This is a genomic window from Martinezella sp. CNPSo 3890, from assembly GCF_057784455.1.
Genome location: NZ_JBXSOR010000002.1, coordinates 118,360 through 138,796, shown reverse-complemented (window position 1 = coordinate 138,796; position 20,437 = coordinate 118,360). Strand labels below are relative to the sequence as shown.

Here is a 20,437-nt window from a genome sequence, read left to right as displayed (position 1 = left end):
GATCCGCAGATCTTCCCGCGAAAGAGAAAGATGGCTGTTCATCCTTCCGCCACCTCCGGAAAGGTGCCGCGCGCACCCTGCACCAGTATTTTCAGCTGCCGCGGATTTCGTACTCCCTGGCGGTATAGTTCTATTACTATAGCAGCGATCCGCTCGCCCTCTTCCGATTTGCGCGGAATATCCGCCGCTGCCCGGATCTCATCAAAAACGCGCTGGCAAAGGTCCAGGTCGCGCGAATCGAGCGGCGCATCTGATCTCTTGATGATCGTCTGAACCATTCGTGATCTCCATTGCGGAACCCGCTCCACCAGAGGGTGGAGCGGGCTTGACCGTTAGAAGTCCATTCCTGCTCCAGCGGGCAATGCGGGAGGTGCCTCCTTCTTCGGCTTTTCGGCAATCATGGCTTCCGTCGTCACCAGCAAGCCCGCGACCGAAGCTGCATCCTGAAGTGCGGTGCGCACGACCTTGGCCGGATCGATGACGCCTTGAGCATAGAGATCGCCATATTCATTCGTCTGGGCATTCCAGCCATAGGAGAAGTCGGTCTTCTCGCGCAGCTTGCCGACGATGATCGAACCTTCCGCGCCGGCATTCTCTGCTATTTGGCGAACCGGTGCCTCGATTGCCCGGCGAACAATATCGACGCCGACGCGCTGGTCGTCGTTTTCCGTCTTGAGACTGTCAAGCGCCTTGACGGCTCTCAGCAGAGCAACGCCGCCGCCCGGCAGGATGCCTTCCTCGACCGCGGCTCGGGTCGCATGCAGCGCGTCATCGACACGGTCCTTCTTTTCCTTCACTTCGACTTCGGTCGAGCCGCCAACGCGGATAACGGCAACGCCGCCAGCGAGCTTGGCAAGGCGTTCCTGCAGCTTTTCGCGGTCGTAGTCAGAGGTGGTTTCTTCGATCTGGGCCTTGATCTGGGCAACGCGGCCTTCGATGTCCGATTTCGAGCCGACGCCATCGATAATGGTCGTATTCTCCTTCTCGATCGCCACCTTCTTCGCCCGGCCGAGCATGTCGAGGGTGACGTTCTCGAGCTTGATGCCGAGATCTTCGGAGATGACAGTGCCGCCCGTCAGGATGGCGATGTCTTCCAGCATGGCCTTACGGCGGTCGCCGAAGCCCGGAGCCTTGACAGCAGCGATCTTCAGGCCGCCACGCAGTTTGTTGACGACGAGGGTCGCAAGCGCTTCGCCTTCGACGTCCTCAGCGATGATGAGGAGCGGCTTGCCGGTCTGAACGACGGCCTCCAGGATTGGAAGTAGCGATTGCAGGTTCGAGAGCTTCTTTTCATGGATGAGGATATAGGGATCCTCGAACTCCACCCGCATCTTGTCGGCATTGGTGACGAAATAGGGGCTGAGGTAGCCGCGGTCGAACTGCATGCCTTCAACGACTTCGAGTTCGGTTTCGGCGGTCTTGGCTTCTTCAACCGTGATGACGCCTTCGTTGCCGACCTTCTGCATGGCTTCGGCAAGATAACGGCCGATCTCGGCATCGCCGTTAGCCGAAATGGTGCCGACCTGGGCGATCTCCGCATTATTGGAGATCTTGCGGGCGTTGGTCTTCAGTTCCGCCACGACAGCGTCGACGCCGAGGTCTATGCCGCGCTTCAGATCCATCGGGTTCATGCCGGACGCGACCGCCTTGGCGCCTTCCTTGACAATCGCTTGAGCGAGAACCGTCGCTGTCGTGGTGCCATCGCCGGCAAGATCGTTGGTCTTGGAGGCGACTTCGCGCAGCATCTGGGCGCCCATGTTCTCGAACTTGTCTTCCAGTTCGATTTCCTTGGCGACGGTAACACCGTCCTTGGTGATGCGCGGAGCGCCGAAGGACTTGTCGATGACGACGTTACGACCCTTCGGGCCGAGCGTGACCTTCACCGCATTGGCGAGCACATCGACCCCTCGCAGCATGCGTTCACGGGCATCGGTGTGAAACTTGACTTCTTTCGCAGCCATTTCTTTAACTCCTCAATAGGCAGCTATCAGACTGATCGTTCGTGGCGTGGAGGCTCAGGCAGCCTGTTTCCGCTCGGCCTGGGCTTCAATAATGCCCATGACATCGCTTTCCTTCATGATGAGCAGGTCTTCGCCGTTGATCTTGATCTCAGTGCCGGACCATTTTCCGAACAAGATGCGATCGCCAGCCTTGACGTCGAGGGCCTGGATCTGGCCGGCGTCGTTGCGCGCGCCCGGCCCGACGGCGATAACCTCGCCTTCCTGCGGCTTTTCCTTGGCGGTGTCGGGAATGATGATGCCGCCCTTGGTCTTTTCCTCGGAATCGACGCGGCGGACAAGAATGCGATCATGAAGCGGTCGGAACGACATGTTTTCCTCCGTTGAGCAAAAAAGATGACGTTGATCCCCTCACCGGACCGGATGACCAGTCCGGGCGGGTGCAAAACCTCGTTCGAGCCTTTTGCGCGAAATGATCTGGTTTTGGGATTTTTCGATTTCAAGAGGGATGGACAAAAAAATTAGCACTCACCTCAGGCGGCTGCTAACATGCTGGAATGGAACAAGAAAATGGCACTCTGCGTTGAAAACCCATTGATGGCCGCAAAAATTTGCGCCACCATCCGACTGTCACGAAACGGAGATGAAGCATGCGATTTTCGTCGGAACTGGAAGGTCAACTAAACGGCTATGGGCTGACCACCGCGCATATCCTCTATCACATTCCCGATTTCGAATCCGTCCTGCAGACCTACGTCTGGCAGGATTACGACCTGGCGCCCGACTTTCCCGAAATGCATAGGTTCCTCGATTTCTGGCAAACCAATCTCGACGGGCCGCTGCATTCCGTCCGCTACAGCCATCGGCGCCTGATCGGTCCAAACGAATGGCGTCGCGTCGAAGGCGAGTTCAAGCTCCATTAAGACCCGAACCGAAACTTTCCTTCCCCAGTCTTCGATAATCAAGGCTTGATGAGCGCGGTCGTTCTCCCTTGCCAACCCTCGACAGGCCGGGGAGGCTCAGGCTCAGCTCCTGCCGGGCGGAGAAGATTATCGGCTGTAAGGATTTGAATCCTTGCTGGCCTTGTAGGTTCATCAGGAACGGGGCGCGTCATCCTCGTAACGCCCTATCGTGATCATTTATTGCATGCGAAGAATGTCAGCATCGACGGGCCGATATCTCCATCAGTCCTGCTCACGGCTTTCACCGATAACTTTGTCGATCAGACCTTAATTGCGTGGGAAGGCCGAGTAAGCGGAGAAGCATTCCAGTCACGCGTACCATTTGGTCCGCTTTTCCTGTTTTTGACGGCGGCTAGCCCGCCATCATGCGCGCCTCATCGTCTATCCTCCTCGTACTGCTCCGCGCCTTCGATCGATAAAAGCCAGGGTTCCCGCCGTTTGGTCCAAACCTCATAGGTGGGCCTGAGATGCGTGGGTGCCGCGCTCAGGACCCCAAGCTTGATCTCGACCTCGTTATCGCCAACGGCAAACACGCGCGAACCGCAACGCGGGCAAAACTCGCGTCCAGCAAACTCGCTCGTCGCGCCTTCATAGTGAAATTCACTTGCGGGCCATAGGCCGAAATAAGTGAAGGCGGATCCGCTTTCCTGCCGGCAATCCGTGCAATGACAAATGCCGATACGTAGCGGTTTTCCGCGCACCGTTAGACGCACTTGCCCGCAACGGCATGATCCGGTTAATTCCTTCACGGGATTGTCCTCGTCATCGCTTACATTCGTGATTGGGCCTTCCCCGCGGCTGACCTGTTCGGTCCGCCAGCGTCCATCGGACAGCTGGTAGCTGATTTCGGTATCTTCGCCGCCCTGCTGTTGGCGGGCCGCCGCAGATTTGGCGGCGGCAAGCGCACTCCCGTGATCGGGAAACGTCTCCGACCAAACATCACCGACGCGATAGGCAAAACCCTCGTCATGGATACCAACGTGATATGTTAACGGCATTAGTTCCTCCGGCTCGGCCTAGCACTCGTGGAATTTGGAAACGGTGCGACAAGGGTCGATCCCTTACAGGAGGAACACCCATGCATACACTCATGCATTATCTCACGGCCTCCCATCAAAGTTCGGAGACCAGGAAAAGTTTCCAAACAGCAACAGATATTTACGTTTGCAAGAAACAAAACGGAGCCGACCGGCCTGGATTCCAGACCAAAATTCCGGTGAATGGCAGTTTTACATGGCGCGAGGGCTAATGGGATGAGCAACCCGTATTGTTCGCGGCATAGCACAAGAAATCATGTGAGCTACAAAACGACAACCAAGTGCCAATATTCGTTTCATCGGCGGCCGGGCAGTGAGATAACTAAAGCCGCATACCGCCGGGATAACCTAATATCGACGGTACCTTCGACTGGACGGGATCGAGATTTCCGTCGCTTATCCGAGCTTCCACGCTCTTAAAGACCCGCGACGTGCGTTTTCATTTCACTCACGCTTGTTTCAGGCGGGCCTCAAAAGCGAGAGACTGCGGGCTTCAAGTTTCAAGAATTTCTTGTCGACCCCGCCCCGATCCTGCCCCTCAGGATCGGATGTCGATAGTTCCAGCGCCCAGCGTTTGTCACCCGGCAAAGTAAAGTCGACATCTCCATCACGGGGGTTGAAAAGGACTAGAATATCATCCCAGCCCTCTTCGAAGGGCTGCTCACGCGACAGGCGCAGGCCGATCGCCGTGTTCGCTTCATCGTCCCATTGCTCGTCCGTCTGCTCTCCGCCGCTCGGATTGAGCCAGGTGACAATCAGACCGTCGCGCCAATTTTCTCGTCTGAGGATGGAATGTGCCTGACGCAAGGCGATCAGCCGTTTGACGAAGGTATAAAGCGCCTCAGCGCTGCCATATCGATCGTCCCAATGCAGCCAGCTGAGTTCGTTGTCCTGACAGTAGCCATTGTTGTTGCCCATCTGGCTGCGGCCGGCCTCATCACCCGCCAGCAGCATCGGCGTACCATGCGACAGAAAGAGGGTCGCGAGAAAATTGCGTTTCTGGCGCTCTCGAACGGTATTGATGGCTTCATCATCCGTCGGACCTTCAGCGCCGTAATTGTAGCTGCGGTTGTCGTTGTGGCCGTCATTGTTGTCTTCGCCATTGGCCTCATTATGCTTCTCGTTATAGGAGACGAGATCATTAAGCGTGAAGCCATCGTGGGCGGCGATGAAATTGACACTGGCCCACGGGCGGCGGCCGCGAAGGTCATAAACATCGCCCGACCCTAAGATGCGGGCGGCAAAATCCCTTGTCATGCCAGGTGTGCCCTTCCAGTAATCCCGGACCGTGTCGCGATATTTGTCATTCCACTCCGCCCAGCCCGGCGGGAATCCCCCCACCTGATAACCGCCGGGGCCAATGTCCCACGGCTCGCCGACAAGTTTGACTTTGGCGAGCACCGGATCCTGGCCGACCGCGTCGAAGAAGCCGCTGCGCTGATCGAAACCCTGAGGTTCGCGGCCAAGAATGGTGCCGAGATCGAAACGAAAGCCATCGACATGCATTTCTTCGACCCAATAGCGCAGCGAATCCGTCACCATTTGCAGCACGCGCGGATGCGACGTGTTGATCGTGTTACCGGTGCCGGTGTCGTTGATGTAGTAGCGGGGCTGGTCCGGCAGGGTGCGGTAATAGGAGAAATTGTCGATACCCTTGAAGGAAAGGGTCGGACCGAGTTCATTGCCCTCCGCGGTATGATTATAGACAACGTCGAGGATGACCTCGATACCGGCATCGTGGAAGGCACGCACCATGTCGCGAAAGCCAGAAAGGCCCTTAGGCCCGTAATAACGAGTTGCCGGCGCGAAGAAGGCAAGGCTGTTGTAGCCCCAATAGTTGCGCAAGCCCTTGTCGAGCAAGTGACTGTCATCGGGAAAGAAATGGATGGGAAGGAGTTCGATGGAGGTGACGCCGAGGCTCTTGATGTAGTCGACGACCGCCCCGTGCCCCAGACCGTCAAAGGTGCCACGCAACGGCTCCGGAATTGCCGGATTCAGCATCGTCATTCCCTTGACGTGCGCCTCATAGAAAATGGTCTCAGGCCACGCGACCGACGGCCTCTTATCCGATGTTTCATTCTTGAGGTCGACCACACGGCATTTGGGCACCTGTCCGGCGCTATCGGTCTCGTCGAAGGAAAGATCCTTTTGCTCGTCCTCCAGACGATAGGCGAACTGGGCTTGCGACCATTCGATGTTGCCCACAAGCTCGCGAGCATAGGGGTCGACGAGCAATTTGTGCGCATTGAAACGATGCCCTTTTTCGGGATCGAACGGGCCGTGCACGCGGTAGCCATACAAGGCACCCGGCTTCAGTCCAGGCACATAGCCATGCCAGATTTCATGGGTATATTCCGGCAGAGCGATCCGCTCGACCTCCTTTCCGCTTTCGTCGAAAAGGCAGAGTTCCACCTTTTCCGCATAGGCGCTGAAAAGTGCGAAATTGACACCCTCTCCGTCGTAATTCGCTCCCAGGCGCGTGTAATCTCCAGGCTCGATCGCATGCCTCTTGCCGCCTTCCGTCATGAAATCCTCGTGATCGTTGCTGCGCAGCAGAAACACCCTGTGAAGCGCTTTGTTCCGGCTTTGAGGTCGGACTACGCATGCATCGGCGCCAGGATCGTCACCGGTTCCCCACGAGAAAGGATAGGGAATGATCGGTAAACAGCTGTGCTGCCAGAAGATCGCCAGCTGACGAAGGCTTATCCGTCAAGAGATCGTATAGCGGCGCCTTGAGCTCTCGCGGCATCATCACGGCGGTGTCTTTCCAGAAATCCGATGAAGGCATATCGACCAGACGCGGAACGATCGTAACCGCTATTTCCCGCTCGTGAACGCGAGCGAAAGCCACGAGATTGGACGCTCGTGCGCCGCTGGTTTCCAAAGGCACATATTCGCCCTCGAGGAAAAGAAAGGGGTGCTGATTGCGATAGCGCAGCACCGTGCGGATGACATGCCGTTTCAAGAAAGCGGCATCCATCGCGAGGGGACCGGCCGCTTCCGTGTCAGTCCACGGATGGTCAACCGGTCGTCGATTGTCCGGATCGACAAGGCTGAAATCGAGACGCTCGCTACCCTGATAGATGTCGGGAACACCGGGAGCCGTGAGCTTGATCAGCAACTGCGACAGGCTGTTGCGGAAACCAAGCTCCATGAAAGGACTCAGCGTCCGGTCGAAATCACGGATGAACTCCCGATTATCCTCCGAAAACAAGGCGGCGGCATAGGCCTCGACCGCATGCTCATAGGAAGGGTTTTCATCCATCCAATCCGTCCGGAGCTTGGCTTCTCGGATCGCCTTCAAGGCGTAGGTGCAAAACCGTTCCTTCAGTGCGTTCCGATCGGCTCCTTCGATGTCCTGCGGCCAGATGCCGGCAAGCGCCTGGTAAAGCATCCATTCGATATTGGGCTCGGGCGCGGGTCCATCGGCAAGGCTGGAGCGAAAAGGAGAATTCATGTTACGCCATCGCTCGACGCCTGCAATCCAGGCATCAGGATCCTGCGTAAGGCTGTATAGGCGGGCGCGAGCGTCTTCTCCCCGCTTGGTATCATGCGTCGAGGTCGTGGAAAGGCCGCTGCGTTGCCGCTGAAACCGGTCGTTCATGAATTGATGAAAGGTCGCCACCGAGCCCGGTGGCGCATGCGGCTCGCCTCCGACCTCGTTCAATGCGATGAGGCGGTTGTACCGATAAAACAGCGTGTCCTCGACTGCCTTTGCCATGATCGGACCGCTGAGCTGCTGGAATCTGGCTCGAAACTCCAGAGCTTCAGCTGCAGCAATCTCTCCTTTCAGAAGACGGCCGAGCGCATCGAGGACATCAACGGTCGGCAGTCGGGTTCGTGCCTTCTCGCAGGCACTGTCGATGACCGTCACATCATCGGACGATGCAGCTCCCTGATAGCCATAGGTACGGTAAACCGGGAAGGCGACCAGCAGCTCGCGAAGCGCCGACGCTATTTCCTCCTCGTCGAAATCCGCAAAAATCGAGCATGCCAGCCTCGTCAGACGCCTCGTCTCACCGGCGAAATTGCGCTCGACCATCAGCAGCTTCGCCTTGCGCAAACCTATGGCAAAGTCGGCATCTTCCTCGCTAACGGGCCTGTAGGCTTCGTCCAGCTTGCGCAATCCCTCCTCGTTCACGAAGAGATCGGCCATGGCGGCGATGAATTCGTAGCCGGTCGTTCCCGCCACCGGCCAATCCGCCGGCAGCTTCTCACCACGGGCAAGGATTTTCTCGACTACGATGAACGTGTCCGGGCCAACGGCTTGCCGCAAATGCTCGAGATAGCCCTTCGGATCGGCCAGTCCATCGATATGGTCGACGCGTAATCCTTGGACCTGTCCGGAACGAACTAATTCGATGATCAGCCGATGGGTGTCGTCGAAGACCCGGGGGTCCTCCACCCGCATCCCGACCAGGCCTGCCACCTCGAAGAAGCGCCTGTAGCTGAGGTTTTCGGCGGCATCTTTCCAATAGAGCAATTGCCAATGCTGTTCCGCGAGAAGTTTTCTCATGGCGGCCGCATCCCTCGAAAATGCGAGCAACCGCTCCGCATCCGTTCCTATGTCCGCTGCCACCCGCTCGGCACTTGCGATCGAGAGCGGCAGCAGATTGTCGAAGTAGGCCAGATAGATGCAACCATCCGCGGGCTCGTAGCGAAGACGAAAGTCCGCCGCGGCCAGGCTTTCCTCGAATGGGTATCCCAGAAGCGGCAAGGTGAGCTTGCGTCGCCAGTCGATATCGAAATGGCCGGCATAGGCACTGCCCGATCCACGCTGCAACACGTCCCGCCACCACGCGTTTTCCACGGAAGCGGCCATATGGTTGGGCACGATGTCGAGGATCAGGCCCAGCTTCGCCTGCTGCAAGACCGCACAGAAAGCTTCGAACCCAGCGCGACCGCCAAGCACCGGGTCGATCTCGTTCGCATCCGTGACATCATAGCCATGCGTCGATCCCTTCTTGGCCGCAAAGATCGGCGAGGCATAGACGTGGCTAATGCCGAGACACTTCAGATAGGGAACCAGCTCCGTTGCCCTGCCAAAGGTGACATCTCCGCGAAACTGCAGGCGATAGGTAGAGGTTAATACGGTCATGGCTTCCTCGCTGCGTCGGGGGCTCTTAAGAACGGAACTGAAAGAGATCTGTTCCCACCCCAGGAACCGTTCCCGTCAAGATGCGTTGGATGCAGGAAAATTTCAGCGTCATCGACGGATAGGGTGTCATGCAGCACGGCTTCGCATTTGGACCACAAATCAATCAGAATGCGGTCTTGTTCCGCTTGTGGGCGCCCTTGGCGGAGAGCGCGCTCGTCCGCATCGAGCAGCGCGGAGAATGGGCCATGCGGCGGAGCCAGGACGGCTGGCATGTCGTCGAAGTCAACGACGCGCGGATCGGCGATCGCTATAAGTTCGTGCTGGCCGATGGGTTTGCCGTGCCGGATCCTGCCTCGCGCTTTCAGCCCGAAGACGTTCACGGCCCGAGCGAGCTGATCGATCCAACGTTCACGTGGAAAACGCAGAGATGGAAGGGACGCCGCTGGGAGGAGATCGTCATCTACGAACTGCATGTCGGCGCCTTCACGGAAGCTGGCACATTTCTGGCGGCCATCGAAAAGCTCGACCATTTGCAGCGCCTCGGCATAACGGCCATTCAAATCATGCCGCTTTCGGATTTTCGCGGTCGGTATGGGTGGGGTTACGACGGTGTTTTGCCCTATGCACCGGATGGCAGCTACGGCCGCCCCGAACATCTCAAAATGCTCGTCGATGCAGCCCACGAGCGCGGCATCTGCGTCTTTCTCGATGTGGTCTATAATCATTTCGGGCCGGACGGAAACTATCTGCCCCGCTACGCGCCGATCTTCGGCGACCGGCACGAAAGCGTCTGGGGCAAGGGCCTGAACTACGATGGCGACAGCAGCCGCTTCGTCCGCGATTTCGTCATAGAAAACGCAATCTATTGGCTGAGCGAGTTTCGGATGGATGGTTTGCGGCTCGATGCCGTTCACGCGATGAAGGACGATAGCGACCCGCATATCCTTCTCGAACTTGCCGGTCGTGTCAGAAGCGCCTTCCCTGAACGCCATGTCCACCTGATCGTCGAAAACGAGGATAATGAAGCGGCTCTCCTCGCGCGCGATGAGGACGGCAGGCCGCGCCACTTTACGGCACAGTGGAATGATGACATCCACCACGCTCTCCACGTGGCGGCCACAGGCGAGACCTTCGGCTACTACGAAGATTATGCCGATTGGACACCGCGCCTGAGCCGCTCGCTTGCCGAGGGCTTCGCGTTTCAGGGGGAGCACATGGAATATCGAGGGCGGCCAAGGGGATCGCCAAGCGTTGGCTTGCCGCCATCGGCCTTTATCTCCTTCATCCAAAACCATGACCAGATCGGCAATCGGGCGCGCGGCGATCGTATGATTTCCTCCCACCCCATCGAGGCGATAAAGGCTATCGCAGCCATCTATCTTCTCTCGCCCCAGATCCCCATGCTGTTCATGGGTGAGGAATGGGGCGCTACCGATCCCTTTCCCTTCTTTTGCGATTTCGATGAGGAGCTCAACGCCAAGATAAGGCTTGGCCGCAAGGAGGAACTGAAGCGCCTGCCCGGCTTCGAAGCGGAGGATGCATGCGACCCGACGGCCGAAGCCACCTTCCTCCGCGCAAAATTGCGCTGGGATAAAATGGATGAGAACCCGGCAACGGGACGCTATTACCGGCAGTTGCTAGAGCTCAGACATCAAGTGGTCGTGCCGCTCCTCGTCGAAGCGCATAGTTGCTTGGCGACCTACGATCCAGACGCCTCGCCAATCCGAGTGCGCTGGAAACTCGGGTCTACAAATCTTCATTTGGCAGCCAATTTGTCGAACACGCCTGTTATTTTGAAAAGTCCGATCGAGGGACAAGCATTTTTTTCGTCGAACGGCATGACAGACAACTCGATCGGACCATGGGGAATTGTCTGGAGCCTGTCGTGAGCTATTTCGCAAATCTGAGGGACGAGCTTCTACTGCCCTTCAGGCAACCCGATCCCCTCAGAGGCCCAGCCTACTTAACCTTGTAGGCGCCGCGCCTTTTCCAAGGCATCGATGATTGCTTTGTCGGTGAATGGCTTGTCGATTATTCCAACCGCGCCTTCAAGGCCATAACCAACCCGCTCCGGGCTGCCGGTCACAAAGATCACTTTTATCCTGAACCGATCCGTCAATCGGCGAGCAAGTCCCGCTCCGCTATGGCCATCGGCCAAGCCGAGATCCACGAAAGCCACCTCTGCCTTTGACGCGTAGGCCAGGGCCTGTTCCGCCGTCATGAAGGAGCCCACGACTTCGTGGCCAGCTTCGATAGCGATGCGCTCCAATTCCAGTGCCACCAAGGGCTCGTCTTCGACGATCATGATTTTCATTAGCAACCTCCTCATGCAATAAAAGATGGATCAAATTGAAAGAAAGACGATGTTCGCTACCGGACCGTTCCGTTGAACGCGCAACCACGACGGCATCGACTACTTCCCACGACGCGGAACTTCAGGATTGCTCACCTCCCGTCATCGCTTCTCCATCCTCAAAGAGAAACATCGCTGTCGAAAGAGGGGCAAGATCGACGAGAAGAGACTGGCGGCGCCCATGCGCGGGAAAATCGTCGCTAAGACGATCACCAGAGCCCATACCCGCTCCGCCATAAACTAAATCATCGGTATCGAGTATCCGCCGCCAGAGGCCGGCAAAAGGAACACCTACCCTATATCCGCTCCGGAAAATCGGAGTGAAATTCGAAATGACCAGAATGGCCGGCCGCCGTCCAGCATCAAAGCGCAGCATCCCGAAAACCGACTGTTCGGCATCATCCGCAACCGCCCACTCAAAAGCGTCCGGCATGGTATCGCCATGCTGCAGGCATGGAAAATGCCCGTAGATTCGATTGAGATCGCGCACCAGCCGCTGCAGGCCAGCATGAGAGGGTTCATCCAGGAGATCCCATTCGACGGAACCGTCATGGCTCCATTCCGACCATTGACCGATCTCACCGCCCATAAAGAGAAGCTTCTTACCCGGGTGCCCCCACATGAAGCCGAAAAGAGCGCGAAGATTGGCCATCTTCTGCGAGGGATCGCCAGGCATCTTGGCGAGCAGGGAACCCTTTCCATGCACGACTTCGTCATGTGAAAACGGCAGGATGAAGCGTTCGCTGTAGGCGTAGATCATACCGAAGGTCATCGAGCCATGATGATACTTTCGATAGACCGGATCGTCGGACATGTAATGGAGCGTGTCATGCATCCATCCCATATTCCACTTCATGTCGAAGCCGAGCCCGCCTTCCGCGGCGGGTTTTGTGATGTTCGGAAAAGCGGTCGACTCCTCCGCGATCATCAGCGCGTGCGGGTGGCGTTCGTGAACGATGCTATTCAAATGCTTGAAGAATTCGATGGCTTCCAGGTTTTCGCGCCCGCCGTAACGGTTCGGGATCCATTCGCCTTCCGGGCGGCTATAGTCGCGATAGAGCATGGAGGCGACGGCATCGACGCGCAATCCGTCCACATGATAGCGCTCAAGCCATTCGAGCGCGCTCGCGATCAGGAAGCCTTTGACCTCGTTACGGCCAAGATTATAGATCAGCGTGTTCCAGTCGCGATGGAAGCCCTCTCGCGGATCTTCGTGCTCATAAAGGGCGGTGCCGTCAAAACGCGCCAATCCCCAGACATCCGTCGGAAAATGCGCTGGCACCCAGTCCAAAATGATACCGAGCCCTTCCTGGTGGCAGCGATCGACGAAATATGCGAAGTCTTCCGGCGTGCCATGGCGCCCGGTCGGCGCAAACAGACCGAGTGGCTGATAGCCCCATGATCCTCCGAAAGGATGCTCCATGATCGGCATCAGCTCGATATGGGTGAAACCCATTTCGCGGACGTAGGGAACGAGCCGCTGCGAGAGTTCGATCCAATCCAGCGCGCGGCCGCCATCTTCCATGTTGCGCAGCCAAGAGCCGGCATGGACCTCATAAATCGAAAGCGCCTTGGCGAAATGATCGGTGCTTCGGCACTTGTCCATCCAGTCATGATCGTTCCAGCGGAAAGGCTCGGACGAAGCCACCACGGACGCCGTCGATGGCGCCGGCTCCGCGGCCCGTGCGACGGGATCGGCCTTCTGCGGAAGCGGATTGCCGAAGCGATCGAGAATCTCGAACTTATAGCGCTCGCCGTCCGTGATATGCGGAACGAAGATCTCCCAGACACCTGCCTGCGGCCGGAGCCTCATCGGATGGCGGCGTCCGTCCCAGGCGTTGAAGTCGCCGACCACGGACACGCGGCTTGCATTCGGCGCCCAGACCGCAAAACGCACGCCCGCGACATCGTCGATTGTCATCGGATTGGCGCCGAGAGCCTTGCTTAGGTCGTAATGCGTCCCCTGCGAGATCAGATGGAGATCAAGATCGCCGAGCAGCGGCGCGAAGCTATAGGGGTCGGCCGTCACCTGGACCGCGTCGGGCCATTGAATTCTCAGATAATAACCGTTGCGTTCGGCAAGCATCGCGCCGAACAGGCCGGCCGGATGGATGAGATCGGCCAATGCCAGAACGCGATCACTGTCTCGATCAAGGATTTCAACACGCAAGGCTCCCGGAAGATAGGCCCTGACGCTGTAGCGGCCGTCCACACCTTTGTGCATGCCGAGGATCGAAAAAGGATCTCCATGCCGTCCCTCCACCACGGCATGTATCGAACCCGCATCCACTCCGCTGAGAATGTCGGCGATGTCGCTCATGAGCGGCTCTCCGAAAGTCGGGCTATGATGGCGGCAAGTCCGTTTAGCGGGATCGGAAGCCACTTCGGGCGGTTTCGGGCCTCATAAGCGATCTCATAGGCAGCCTTTTCCAGAAGAAAGATATCGATGATCCGCCGTACCTCGGCGGTCGTCCTCGGCAAATCGGGCGAAGCCGCCAATGCCTCGATATAGGATGTCAGAAAAATGCGTTCCGCATTTTCCGCAAAGCGCCGGATCACCTCTCGGCGGCGGGCATCATGATGATCCGAAATGGCGTCGTTTTCGAGCATGGCGGTTGCCGAGAGATAGTCGAGTGACCGCAGCAGGCCGGCAGCGTCGCGCAACGGGCTCGTCTTGGCGCGACGCTCGGCGAGATTGCGCGCCGGCTCGCCTTCGAAATCGATGATGACGGCATCGCCCTCCGTCACCAGGATCTGGCCAAGATGGAAATCGCCATGCGCACGCGTCAACAACGTGCCTTTCGCCTCGTCCGCCAGCGCACTGGCAAGCTCGAGGATCCTGTCGCGTTCGGCAAGCAGCAGGGATATCTGTTCCGCGATCTCGGGCTCGACACTGTCTTCGAGGCCGGTCAGCTTGGAAAAGGCATAGGTGATCTCGCCCGTTACGGTTTTACAAATGCCGGCGATATCGCGTGCATCCGCCCGACGTGGCGCGAAGGCTTCGTTGTCGGCCGGTTGCGCCAATAAGACATGCAATTCTCCGAGCCGTTCGCCGACCATGGAAACGAAATGCAGAAGCGGCTGCAGCTGCTCATCGGCCGCCTCGACGGCGGACTCCGTGATAACAATCTCGTCGGCGGTGCGTCGGAGGTTGGACAGCATCCAATTCCAGGCATCGCCCTGATTGCGGATCGCTCCTTGCACGATGATAAGCGTCGATCGGCGACCTTCGCCGTCGGTCCGAGCCACCTCGCCCAGAAGAGGGGCGGTATGCTCGTAACCATGTTCCGTCAGATAGCGCGTCATCTCGACTTCCGGATGGACGCCGACGAAGACATGGCGGATCAGCTTGATCATCGCCAAGTCGCCCACGAGCAGTGAGCTGTTGGATTGCTCGGCCGAAAGCCAACGGATCGGCATGTCCTCCGTCAGGGCCAGGCAATCGAGCCGGTCGGTGCCGATGAATTCGATCATGCCAGTGCGTCCGCTGACCGTCGAGCGGTCGCACAGGCCCTGAAGGATGCCACGCGCCATTAGTTCGATGGCAAATCCATCGGTCAGGAATCCCACCCGCCTGCCCTGCCGGATACGGGCAAGGGAAAGCTGCTGGGCGAGCACGTTGGTCGCCGTATCGTCCCATTCGGCTGCGAGCGGCAGTTGGTAGCTTTCCACATGATCCGGCAGCACGACCTCGATCTCTCCGAGCACGACACCGTCGGCAAAGGGTATCGGCGTCGCGGAAACGAGCCTTGCCTCCTGCAGAGCCTGGTCCTTGGCGCCGAACCAACGGCGCTTCGCAAGATAGGCCGGCAGGATATCCCTGCTCAACACCGCCGCGTGATGCGGCAGCTCGGCAAGTTCCGTCAGGCTGCGCCGGATGACGATCGTCACCAGATCGACAAGTTGCTCGGGCGGTGCCGTGCGCCAGGCTGGTCCGTCGGCCTCGGCAGCGAGCTGGAACCAGAAAAAACCATAGGGCGGCAGTGTGAGCAGGTAGGTGAGCTGTCCGATCGGCGGGAATGGCGACATGCCCGTCAACTCCACGGGAACCCGCCCTTCGAACTGCTGCAGATCGAGCTCCACGGCTTGAGGAACGCGTGACAGGTTTGCAACGCAAAGAATGACCTCGTCACCATATTCACGTAAATAGGCGAGAATCCGTCGGTTGGCCGGCGCCAGAAAGCGCATCGAACCCCGCCCGAAGGCGCCGTGGCGACCGCGCAGCGCCAGCATTCGCCGTGTCCAGTTCAACAGGGAATGCGCGTCCGACACCTGTGCCTCGACGTTCAATGCCTCGAAGCCATACAGCGGATCGGCAACCGGCGGCAATACGAGGCGCGCTGGATCTGCGCGCGAAAAGCCGCCGTTGCGATCGGGGGACCATTGCATAGGGGTGCGTACCCCGTCCCGGTCGCCGAGATAAATATTGTCTCCCATGCCTATCTCGTCGCCATAATAGACGATGGGCGTTCCCGGCATGGACAGCAGCAACGCATTCATGAGCTCGATACGGCGGCGATCGCGTTCCATCAATGGCGCCAGCCGCCGTCGGATGCCAAGGTTGATGCGGGCGCGCTTATCGGAGGCATAGGTCTCCCACAGATAATCGCGTTCAGCATCGGTGACCATTTCGAGCGTCAACTCGTCGTGATTTCTGAGGAAAATCGCCCATTGGCAGATTTCGGGGATTTCCGGCGTTTGACGTATGATATCGGTGATCGGGAAGCGATCCTCCTTGGCAATCGCCATGTACATGCGCGGCATCAAGGGGAAATGGAACGCCATGTGGCATTCGTCGCCGTCGCCAAAATATTCTCGCGTGTCTTCCGGCCACTGGTTTGCCTCGGCAAGGAGCAGCACGCCGGAATGTGTCGCATCAAGCGCCGCGCGGATCTGCTTGAGGATCAGATGTGTTTCCGGCAGGTTTTCGTTGTTGGTGCCCTCGCGCTCGACAAGATAGGGGATCGCATCGAGCCGGAAGCCGTCGATGCCGGTCTCAAGCCAGAAGCGCATGACATCGATAATTTCCTTCATGACCAGCGGATTATCGAAATTGAGATCGGGCTGGTGCGAATAGAAGCGATGCCAATAATAGGCGCCCGCCACGGGATCGAATGTCCAGTTCGACTTTTCCGTATCGAGAAAAATGATGCGGGTCTCGGGAAATTTCAGGTCGGTGTCCGACCAGACGTAGAAGTCACGCTCGTGGCTTCCGGCAGGCGATTGCCGCGCGCGCTGGAACCAGGGATGTTGGTCCGACGTGTGGTTGATGACAAGCTCGATGATGACGCGGATATTATGTTCATGCGCCGCCGCCACGAACTTCCGGAAATCCTCGAGCGTCCCGTAGTCCGGGCTGACGTTGCGATAATCGGCAATATCATAGCCGTCATCGCGCCGGGGGGAGGGAAAGAACGGCAGGAGCCAAATGGCATTGACGCCGAGTGCGGCTATATAGTCGAGCTTCTGGTACAGGCCCTCGAAGTCGCCGATGCCATCGCCATTGGCATCGTAAAACGACTTGATGTGCAGCTGGTAGATGATCGCATCCTTATACCATAGCGGGTCGTCGGCAAGTTTGTCGCCCTCGGCCATGTGAACAGTGTCCATCTCAGACCTCCCCTGCCCTGACGCGCCAGATGGCAAACGGCAAATGGGCGGGATCGAGCCTAATCATCTGCCACTTGCCCGTACGGCTGAATCTTTGCCCGCTGACGAGATCCTCGAAAGCGAGTGTGCCATCGTCTGCCAGGCCGAACCGCCAGAGCGGAAATTCGACATTGCTTTCCTCTATCGCGTGCGGATTGAGCGTCACGGCCACAAGCAGAACGTTGTGGCGCCCGACGCTTGCCTTCTCGAAAAACATGACGTTGGGGTTCGAGGAGGGCAGGAAAGTCAGGCCGAGATGCGAATGCAACGCTGAATTATCCTTGCGAATGCGATTGAGCATCGAGATCTCCGCCTTGATGTTACCCGGGCGGTCGTAATCCCAGGCGCGGATCTCGTATTTTTCACTATCGGCATATTCCTTGCGCTTGGCATCCGGACGTCCTTCGCAAAGCTCGAAGCCGTTATAGACGCCCCAAAGGCCTGACAGCGTAGCAGCGAGTGCCGCTCGGATAAGATAGGCGGAGCGCGGCGCGTTCTGCAGGAAATCTGGGTTGATATCATGCGTGTTGACAAAGAAATGCGGGCGAAAGAATTCCCTCACCTCACTTTGAGTAAGTTCGGTCAGATATTCCTCCAGCTCCGCTCTTGTGTTGCGCCAGGTGAAGTAGGTGTAGGACTGGGAGAAGCCGACCTTCGCCAGCCGGTACATCACCTTCGGCCTTGTGAAGGCTTCCGAAAGGAACACAACCTGCGGATGACGCGCGCGGATATCGCCGATGATCCACTCCCAGAAGGGAAAAGGCTTGGTATGAGGATTGTCGACGCGGAAAATTTCCACGCCTTCCTCAATCCACATTTCGACGATGTCGCGCAGTTCGGCCCAAAGTGCTGGCACCGCCTCCGGCGCGTAGAAATCGACATTGACGATATCTTCGTATTTCTTCGGCGGATTTTCCGCATAACGGATCGTGCCGTCGGGCCGCCAGTCGAACCAGCCCGGATGTTCCTTTAGCCACGGGTGGTCGGGGGAGGCTTGAATCGCTAAGTCGAGTGCGATCTCCAATCCGAGCCGCCTGGCTTCCGTAATCAGATGCTCGAAGTCATCGAATCCGCCAAGGAGGGGATGGATCGCCTCATGCCCGCCGTCCTCCGAACCAATCGCGTAAGGACTGCCTGGGTCAGTTGGAGCGGCGATGAGAGAATTGTTGCGGCCCTTGCGGTTGGTGTGGCCGATCGGGTGGATCGGCGGGAAATAGAGCACGTCAAAGCCCATATCTCGGATGGCCGGCAAGCGTGCGATGACGTCTTCGAAAGTGCCGTGGCGATTGGGGTCACCGCTCTGCGAACGTGGAAAGATCTGATACCAGCTCGCAAAGGCCGCTTCGCGGCGCTCCGCTTCCACACCATAAGTTCGCGAGTGCGAGGTAAAGGGGCGGCGGTCGGCGAGCGCCATGAGTTCGTTTGTTCGTGTGGCAAGCAGCAATTCAAGCTTGCCTGGCCCGTCACGCCTTTCGAGCTCGGCAAGCAGCGTCGCGAGTTCCGCCCTGTCCTCGTCCCTCATCGATATTCCGTCATCGGCAGCAGCATCGCGGATCAACTCTTCGCCTTCGATCAGTTCCAGCCGCAGATCGAGCCTCGCTTCGCTCTTCTTGAGAAGCTCGTTGCGGAAGATGGCGAAGGGATTTTTCCAGGCCTCGACCATAAATTCGAAGCGCCCGATGCGATCAAGCAGGAAGGAGCCCCGCCATCGATCGTTTTCGGAAAGGACCATTCTCGTTCGACGCCACTCAAGCTCGTCGCGGGCGCGATAAAGGAGGGCGGCCGACAGCAGATCGTGGCCGTCGGCAAAGATGTCCGCCTCGGCGATCAGCGTGTCGCCGACGATGCGCTTGACCGCGAAACGTCCATCATCGACCTGCGGGGTAACAAGTTCGATGGCGATGCGCGGAGAGGCCGTCGCTTCAGCGAGGGACAGTTCCCCTTCGTCAGCCGAAATCAGAGGGCGGATCTCCGTTGTGACGGCGCGCACCTCGCCTGGAGCGATTCTCCGGCTACCAGCCATCGCCTCGACGGGCAGGAAAGGCAAGGCCAAGCGATGCATGATGTCGTCAGGCAGTTCCGCGGTACGACGCAGATCTCTGTTGACCGCGAGTAGCCGCGTACGCGTTGCATCCCGCAATGTGGATCGATCAGCCTGCGCGATCACCGTGACTTGGCTCGCTGTTTCACATTGAAGAAACATCCATCGAGTGGACGCGCGCGGAACGGAATTCAGATCGCGTATATCGGCCGAGATATCGTAAGCTCCCTCGGCCTTGAGGACACGCAAACCCTCTCCATGCCCATATGTGGGATCGAGCGGCAAGGTGGCGCCGAATTCGAATCCCATGGGCACAAGCAATCCATCGCCGAGCTCGGCCGCGAGATGGAGAGCGCGGCGTGATTTTCGCTCGCGGATTTCCCTGCTTTCGCTGCCATGCGCGATGCGCCTTCCAAACGGCGCTTCCGGAAAGGTGATCTGTGGCCCGAAAGGCAGCTGCAGGCGATACTCTTCAAGGAGCCAGTCTTCGCGCAGATCCCACCAAGCAAGCGACGAAAAGGCTCCATCGAACCCGCAGTCTTGCAATTTTAATCGAAAAGCGAAGTCAGTTCCCGGGGTATAGGCAAAGAATCTCGTTTCCGGATCCGCGATCCTCGCGCTTGCCATCAATCGTCGCCAACCGTCAGCAGGCAGGCTGTCAAGACCAATCACCCGATACCCCATGATCCCGCAGGACGCGAAGTCTGCGAGGCGGGTTTCCCATTCGCCGGTCACCTCGCTCGAATATGGCGCGCGGGGCTGAGATGGAGAGCTCGGCGACCGCCGTGGGTCGAGAGGGGTCGAGACGCCTGTTCTTGCGCTGCGCGACTTTATCGCGAGATCGAGCATAAGTGCCACACCCCGCTCGCGCGCATCTTTTGCCAGGGCGAAAAGACCCTCCTTCACTTCATCTTCAAGTTTGGCCTCTGCATCGGATCGCGTGTAATTCTCCATGGAACGAAGACCGGCACGTCTCGTGTCGAGGAAGGGCGGAGCGGAAAGTACAATATCGAAACCGAGAGCGCTTGCATGATCAAAGGCTTCATTCCATTGGTCTCGTCCAGTTAGGAGCAACGGATTTATATAGTAAATCCGGGGATGGCTAAACGCGCCGGCCGGCTCGGCTGCAAACGTCATCAATTTGTTCTCCACGCATCAGGCGGAAATAAATTGTCCCTCCCGGCGATACCAAGACCAACCATCGAACGACTTGCTTGTTCCCTCCAATCGAGCAACTTTCATTTAAACAACCCACTCATGAAGGAGCATCGCTCGCCCTTCAGACGAAGATGCTTTCACTTCCGTTCGCAATAGATTGGCAAAATGCGCTCGCTCGTTT

The 20,437-nt window shown here is 58.1% G+C and carries 12 protein-coding genes; 2 read left to right on the top strand and 10 right to left on the bottom strand.

All coding sequences use genetic code 11. From position 1 onward, the window contains the following. Positions 1 to 38: 38 nt before the first annotated feature. From AC13RC_RS06780 to groES, 3 genes are read right to left on the bottom strand one after another with little or no spacing between them, the layout of a single operon-like run. Positions 39 to 278 (bottom strand): hypothetical protein, encoded by a 240-nt coding sequence (locus AC13RC_RS06780; protein WP_069614229.1) that lies wholly within the window; start codon positions 276 to 278, stop codon positions 39 to 41. Positions 279 to 332: 54 nt separating this feature from the next. Continuing rightward, positions 333 to 1,961: a chaperonin GroEL gene (gene groL, locus AC13RC_RS06775; protein WP_113353013.1), complete on the bottom strand. Its 1,629-nt coding sequence runs from the start codon at positions 1,959 to 1,961 to the stop codon at positions 333 to 335. A 54-nt stretch (positions 1,962 to 2,015) separates the two neighbouring features. Then, complete coding sequence (gene groES, locus AC13RC_RS06770) at positions 2,016 to 2,330, bottom strand: co-chaperone GroES (protein ID WP_113353012.1); 315 nt, start codon at positions 2,328 to 2,330, stop codon at positions 2,016 to 2,018. A 278-nt stretch (positions 2,331 to 2,608) separates the two neighbouring features. Between groES and AC13RC_RS06765 the strand changes: the two genes are divergently transcribed. After that, positions 2,609 to 2,881, top strand: a complete 273-nt coding sequence (locus AC13RC_RS06765; RefSeq protein WP_069614226.1) for an usg protein — start codon at positions 2,609 to 2,611, stop codon at positions 2,879 to 2,881. Positions 2,882 to 3,294: 413 nt separating this feature from the next. On the opposite strand, the gene AC13RC_RS06760 is transcribed toward AC13RC_RS06765, so the two are convergent. From AC13RC_RS06760 to treY, 3 genes are all read right to left on the bottom strand, one after another. Continuing rightward, the gene (locus AC13RC_RS06760; protein WP_488493398.1) at positions 3,295 to 3,669 is read right to left on the bottom strand and encodes a GFA family protein; all 375 of its coding nucleotides are present in this window, start codon (positions 3,667 to 3,669) and stop codon (positions 3,295 to 3,297) included. Positions 3,670 to 4,416: 747 nt separating this feature from the next. Beyond that, positions 4,417 to 6,483, bottom strand: coding sequence for a glycogen debranching protein GlgX (glgX, locus tag AC13RC_RS06755; RefSeq protein WP_488556796.1), 2,067 nt, complete (start codon positions 6,481 to 6,483; stop codon positions 4,417 to 4,419). 97 nt (positions 6,484 to 6,580) lie between these two features. After that, on the bottom strand, positions 6,581 to 9,055 hold the full coding sequence (gene treY, locus AC13RC_RS06750; protein ID WP_488556795.1) for a malto-oligosyltrehalose synthase: 2,475 nt from the start codon (positions 9,053 to 9,055) through the stop codon (positions 6,581 to 6,583). A 128-nt stretch (positions 9,056 to 9,183) separates the two neighbouring features. On the opposite strand from treY, the gene treZ reads away from it, so the two are divergent. After that, complete coding sequence (gene treZ / locus AC13RC_RS06745) at positions 9,184 to 10,944, top strand: malto-oligosyltrehalose trehalohydrolase (RefSeq protein WP_488556794.1); 1,761 nt, start codon at positions 9,184 to 9,186, stop codon at positions 10,942 to 10,944. A gap of 74 nt (positions 10,945 to 11,018) precedes the next feature. On the opposite strand, the gene AC13RC_RS06740 is transcribed toward treZ, so the two are convergent. The 4 genes from AC13RC_RS06740 to AC13RC_RS06725 form a co-directional block, all read right to left on the bottom strand. Then, a complete protein-coding gene (locus AC13RC_RS06740) occupies positions 11,019 to 11,369 on the bottom strand; it encodes a response regulator (RefSeq protein WP_069614223.1) in 351 nt (116 codons plus the stop codon). A 121-nt stretch (positions 11,370 to 11,490) separates the two neighbouring features. After that, positions 11,491 to 13,728, bottom strand: coding sequence for a 1,4-alpha-glucan branching protein GlgB (gene glgB, locus AC13RC_RS06735; RefSeq protein WP_488556793.1), 2,238 nt, complete (start codon positions 13,726 to 13,728; stop codon positions 11,491 to 11,493). Continuing rightward, entirely contained in the window at positions 13,725 to 17,018 is a 3,294-nt protein-coding gene (gene treS / locus AC13RC_RS06730) for a maltose alpha-D-glucosyltransferase (RefSeq protein WP_488556792.1), read from the bottom strand. Before treS ends, glgB begins: the two co-directional genes overlap by 4 nt. A 1-nt stretch (position 17,019) precedes the next feature. Next, the gene (locus AC13RC_RS06725; protein WP_488556791.1) at positions 17,020 to 20,235 is read right to left on the bottom strand and encodes a maltotransferase domain-containing protein; all 3,216 of its coding nucleotides are present in this window, start codon (positions 20,233 to 20,235) and stop codon (positions 17,020 to 17,022) included. Positions 20,236 to 20,437: the final 202 nt, after the last annotated feature.

What these genes read in the sequence shown, in the direction of transcription:
- AC13RC_RS06780 (WP_069614229.1), bottom strand. Translation starts at nt 278, where the DNA reads ATGGTTCAGACGATCATCAAGAGATCAGATGCGCCGCTCGATTCGCGC.
- groL (WP_113353013.1), bottom strand. Translation starts at nt 1,961, where the DNA reads ATGGCTGCGAAAGAAGTCAAGTTTCACACCGATGCCCGTGAACGCATG.
- groES (WP_113353012.1), bottom strand. Translation starts at nt 2,330, where the DNA reads ATGTCGTTCCGACCGCTTCATGATCGCATTCTTGTCCGCCGCGTCGAT.
- AC13RC_RS06765 (WP_069614226.1), top strand. Translation starts at nt 2,609, where the DNA reads ATGCGATTTTCGTCGGAACTGGAAGGTCAACTAAACGGCTATGGGCTG.
- glgX (WP_488556796.1), bottom strand. Translation starts at nt 6,483, where the DNA reads ATGACGGAAGGCGGCAAGAGGCATGCGATCGAGCCTGGAGATTACACG.
- treY (WP_488556795.1), bottom strand. Translation starts at nt 9,055, where the DNA reads ATGACCGTATTAACCTCTACCTATCGCCTGCAGTTTCGCGGAGATGTC.
- treZ (WP_488556794.1), top strand. Translation starts at nt 9,184, where the DNA reads ATGCAGCACGGCTTCGCATTTGGACCACAAATCAATCAGAATGCGGTC.
- AC13RC_RS06740 (WP_069614223.1), bottom strand. Translation starts at nt 11,369, where the DNA reads ATGAAAATCATGATCGTCGAAGACGAGCCCTTGGTGGCACTGGAATTG.
- glgB (WP_488556793.1), bottom strand. Translation starts at nt 13,728, where the DNA reads ATGAGCGACATCGCCGACATTCTCAGCGGAGTGGATGCGGGTTCGATA.
- treS (WP_488556792.1), bottom strand. Translation starts at nt 17,018, where the DNA reads ATGGACACTGTTCACATGGCCGAGGGCGACAAACTTGCCGACGACCCG.
- AC13RC_RS06725 (WP_488556791.1), bottom strand. Translation starts at nt 20,235, where the DNA reads ATGACGTTTGCAGCCGAGCCGGCCGGCGCGTTTAGCCATCCCCGGATT.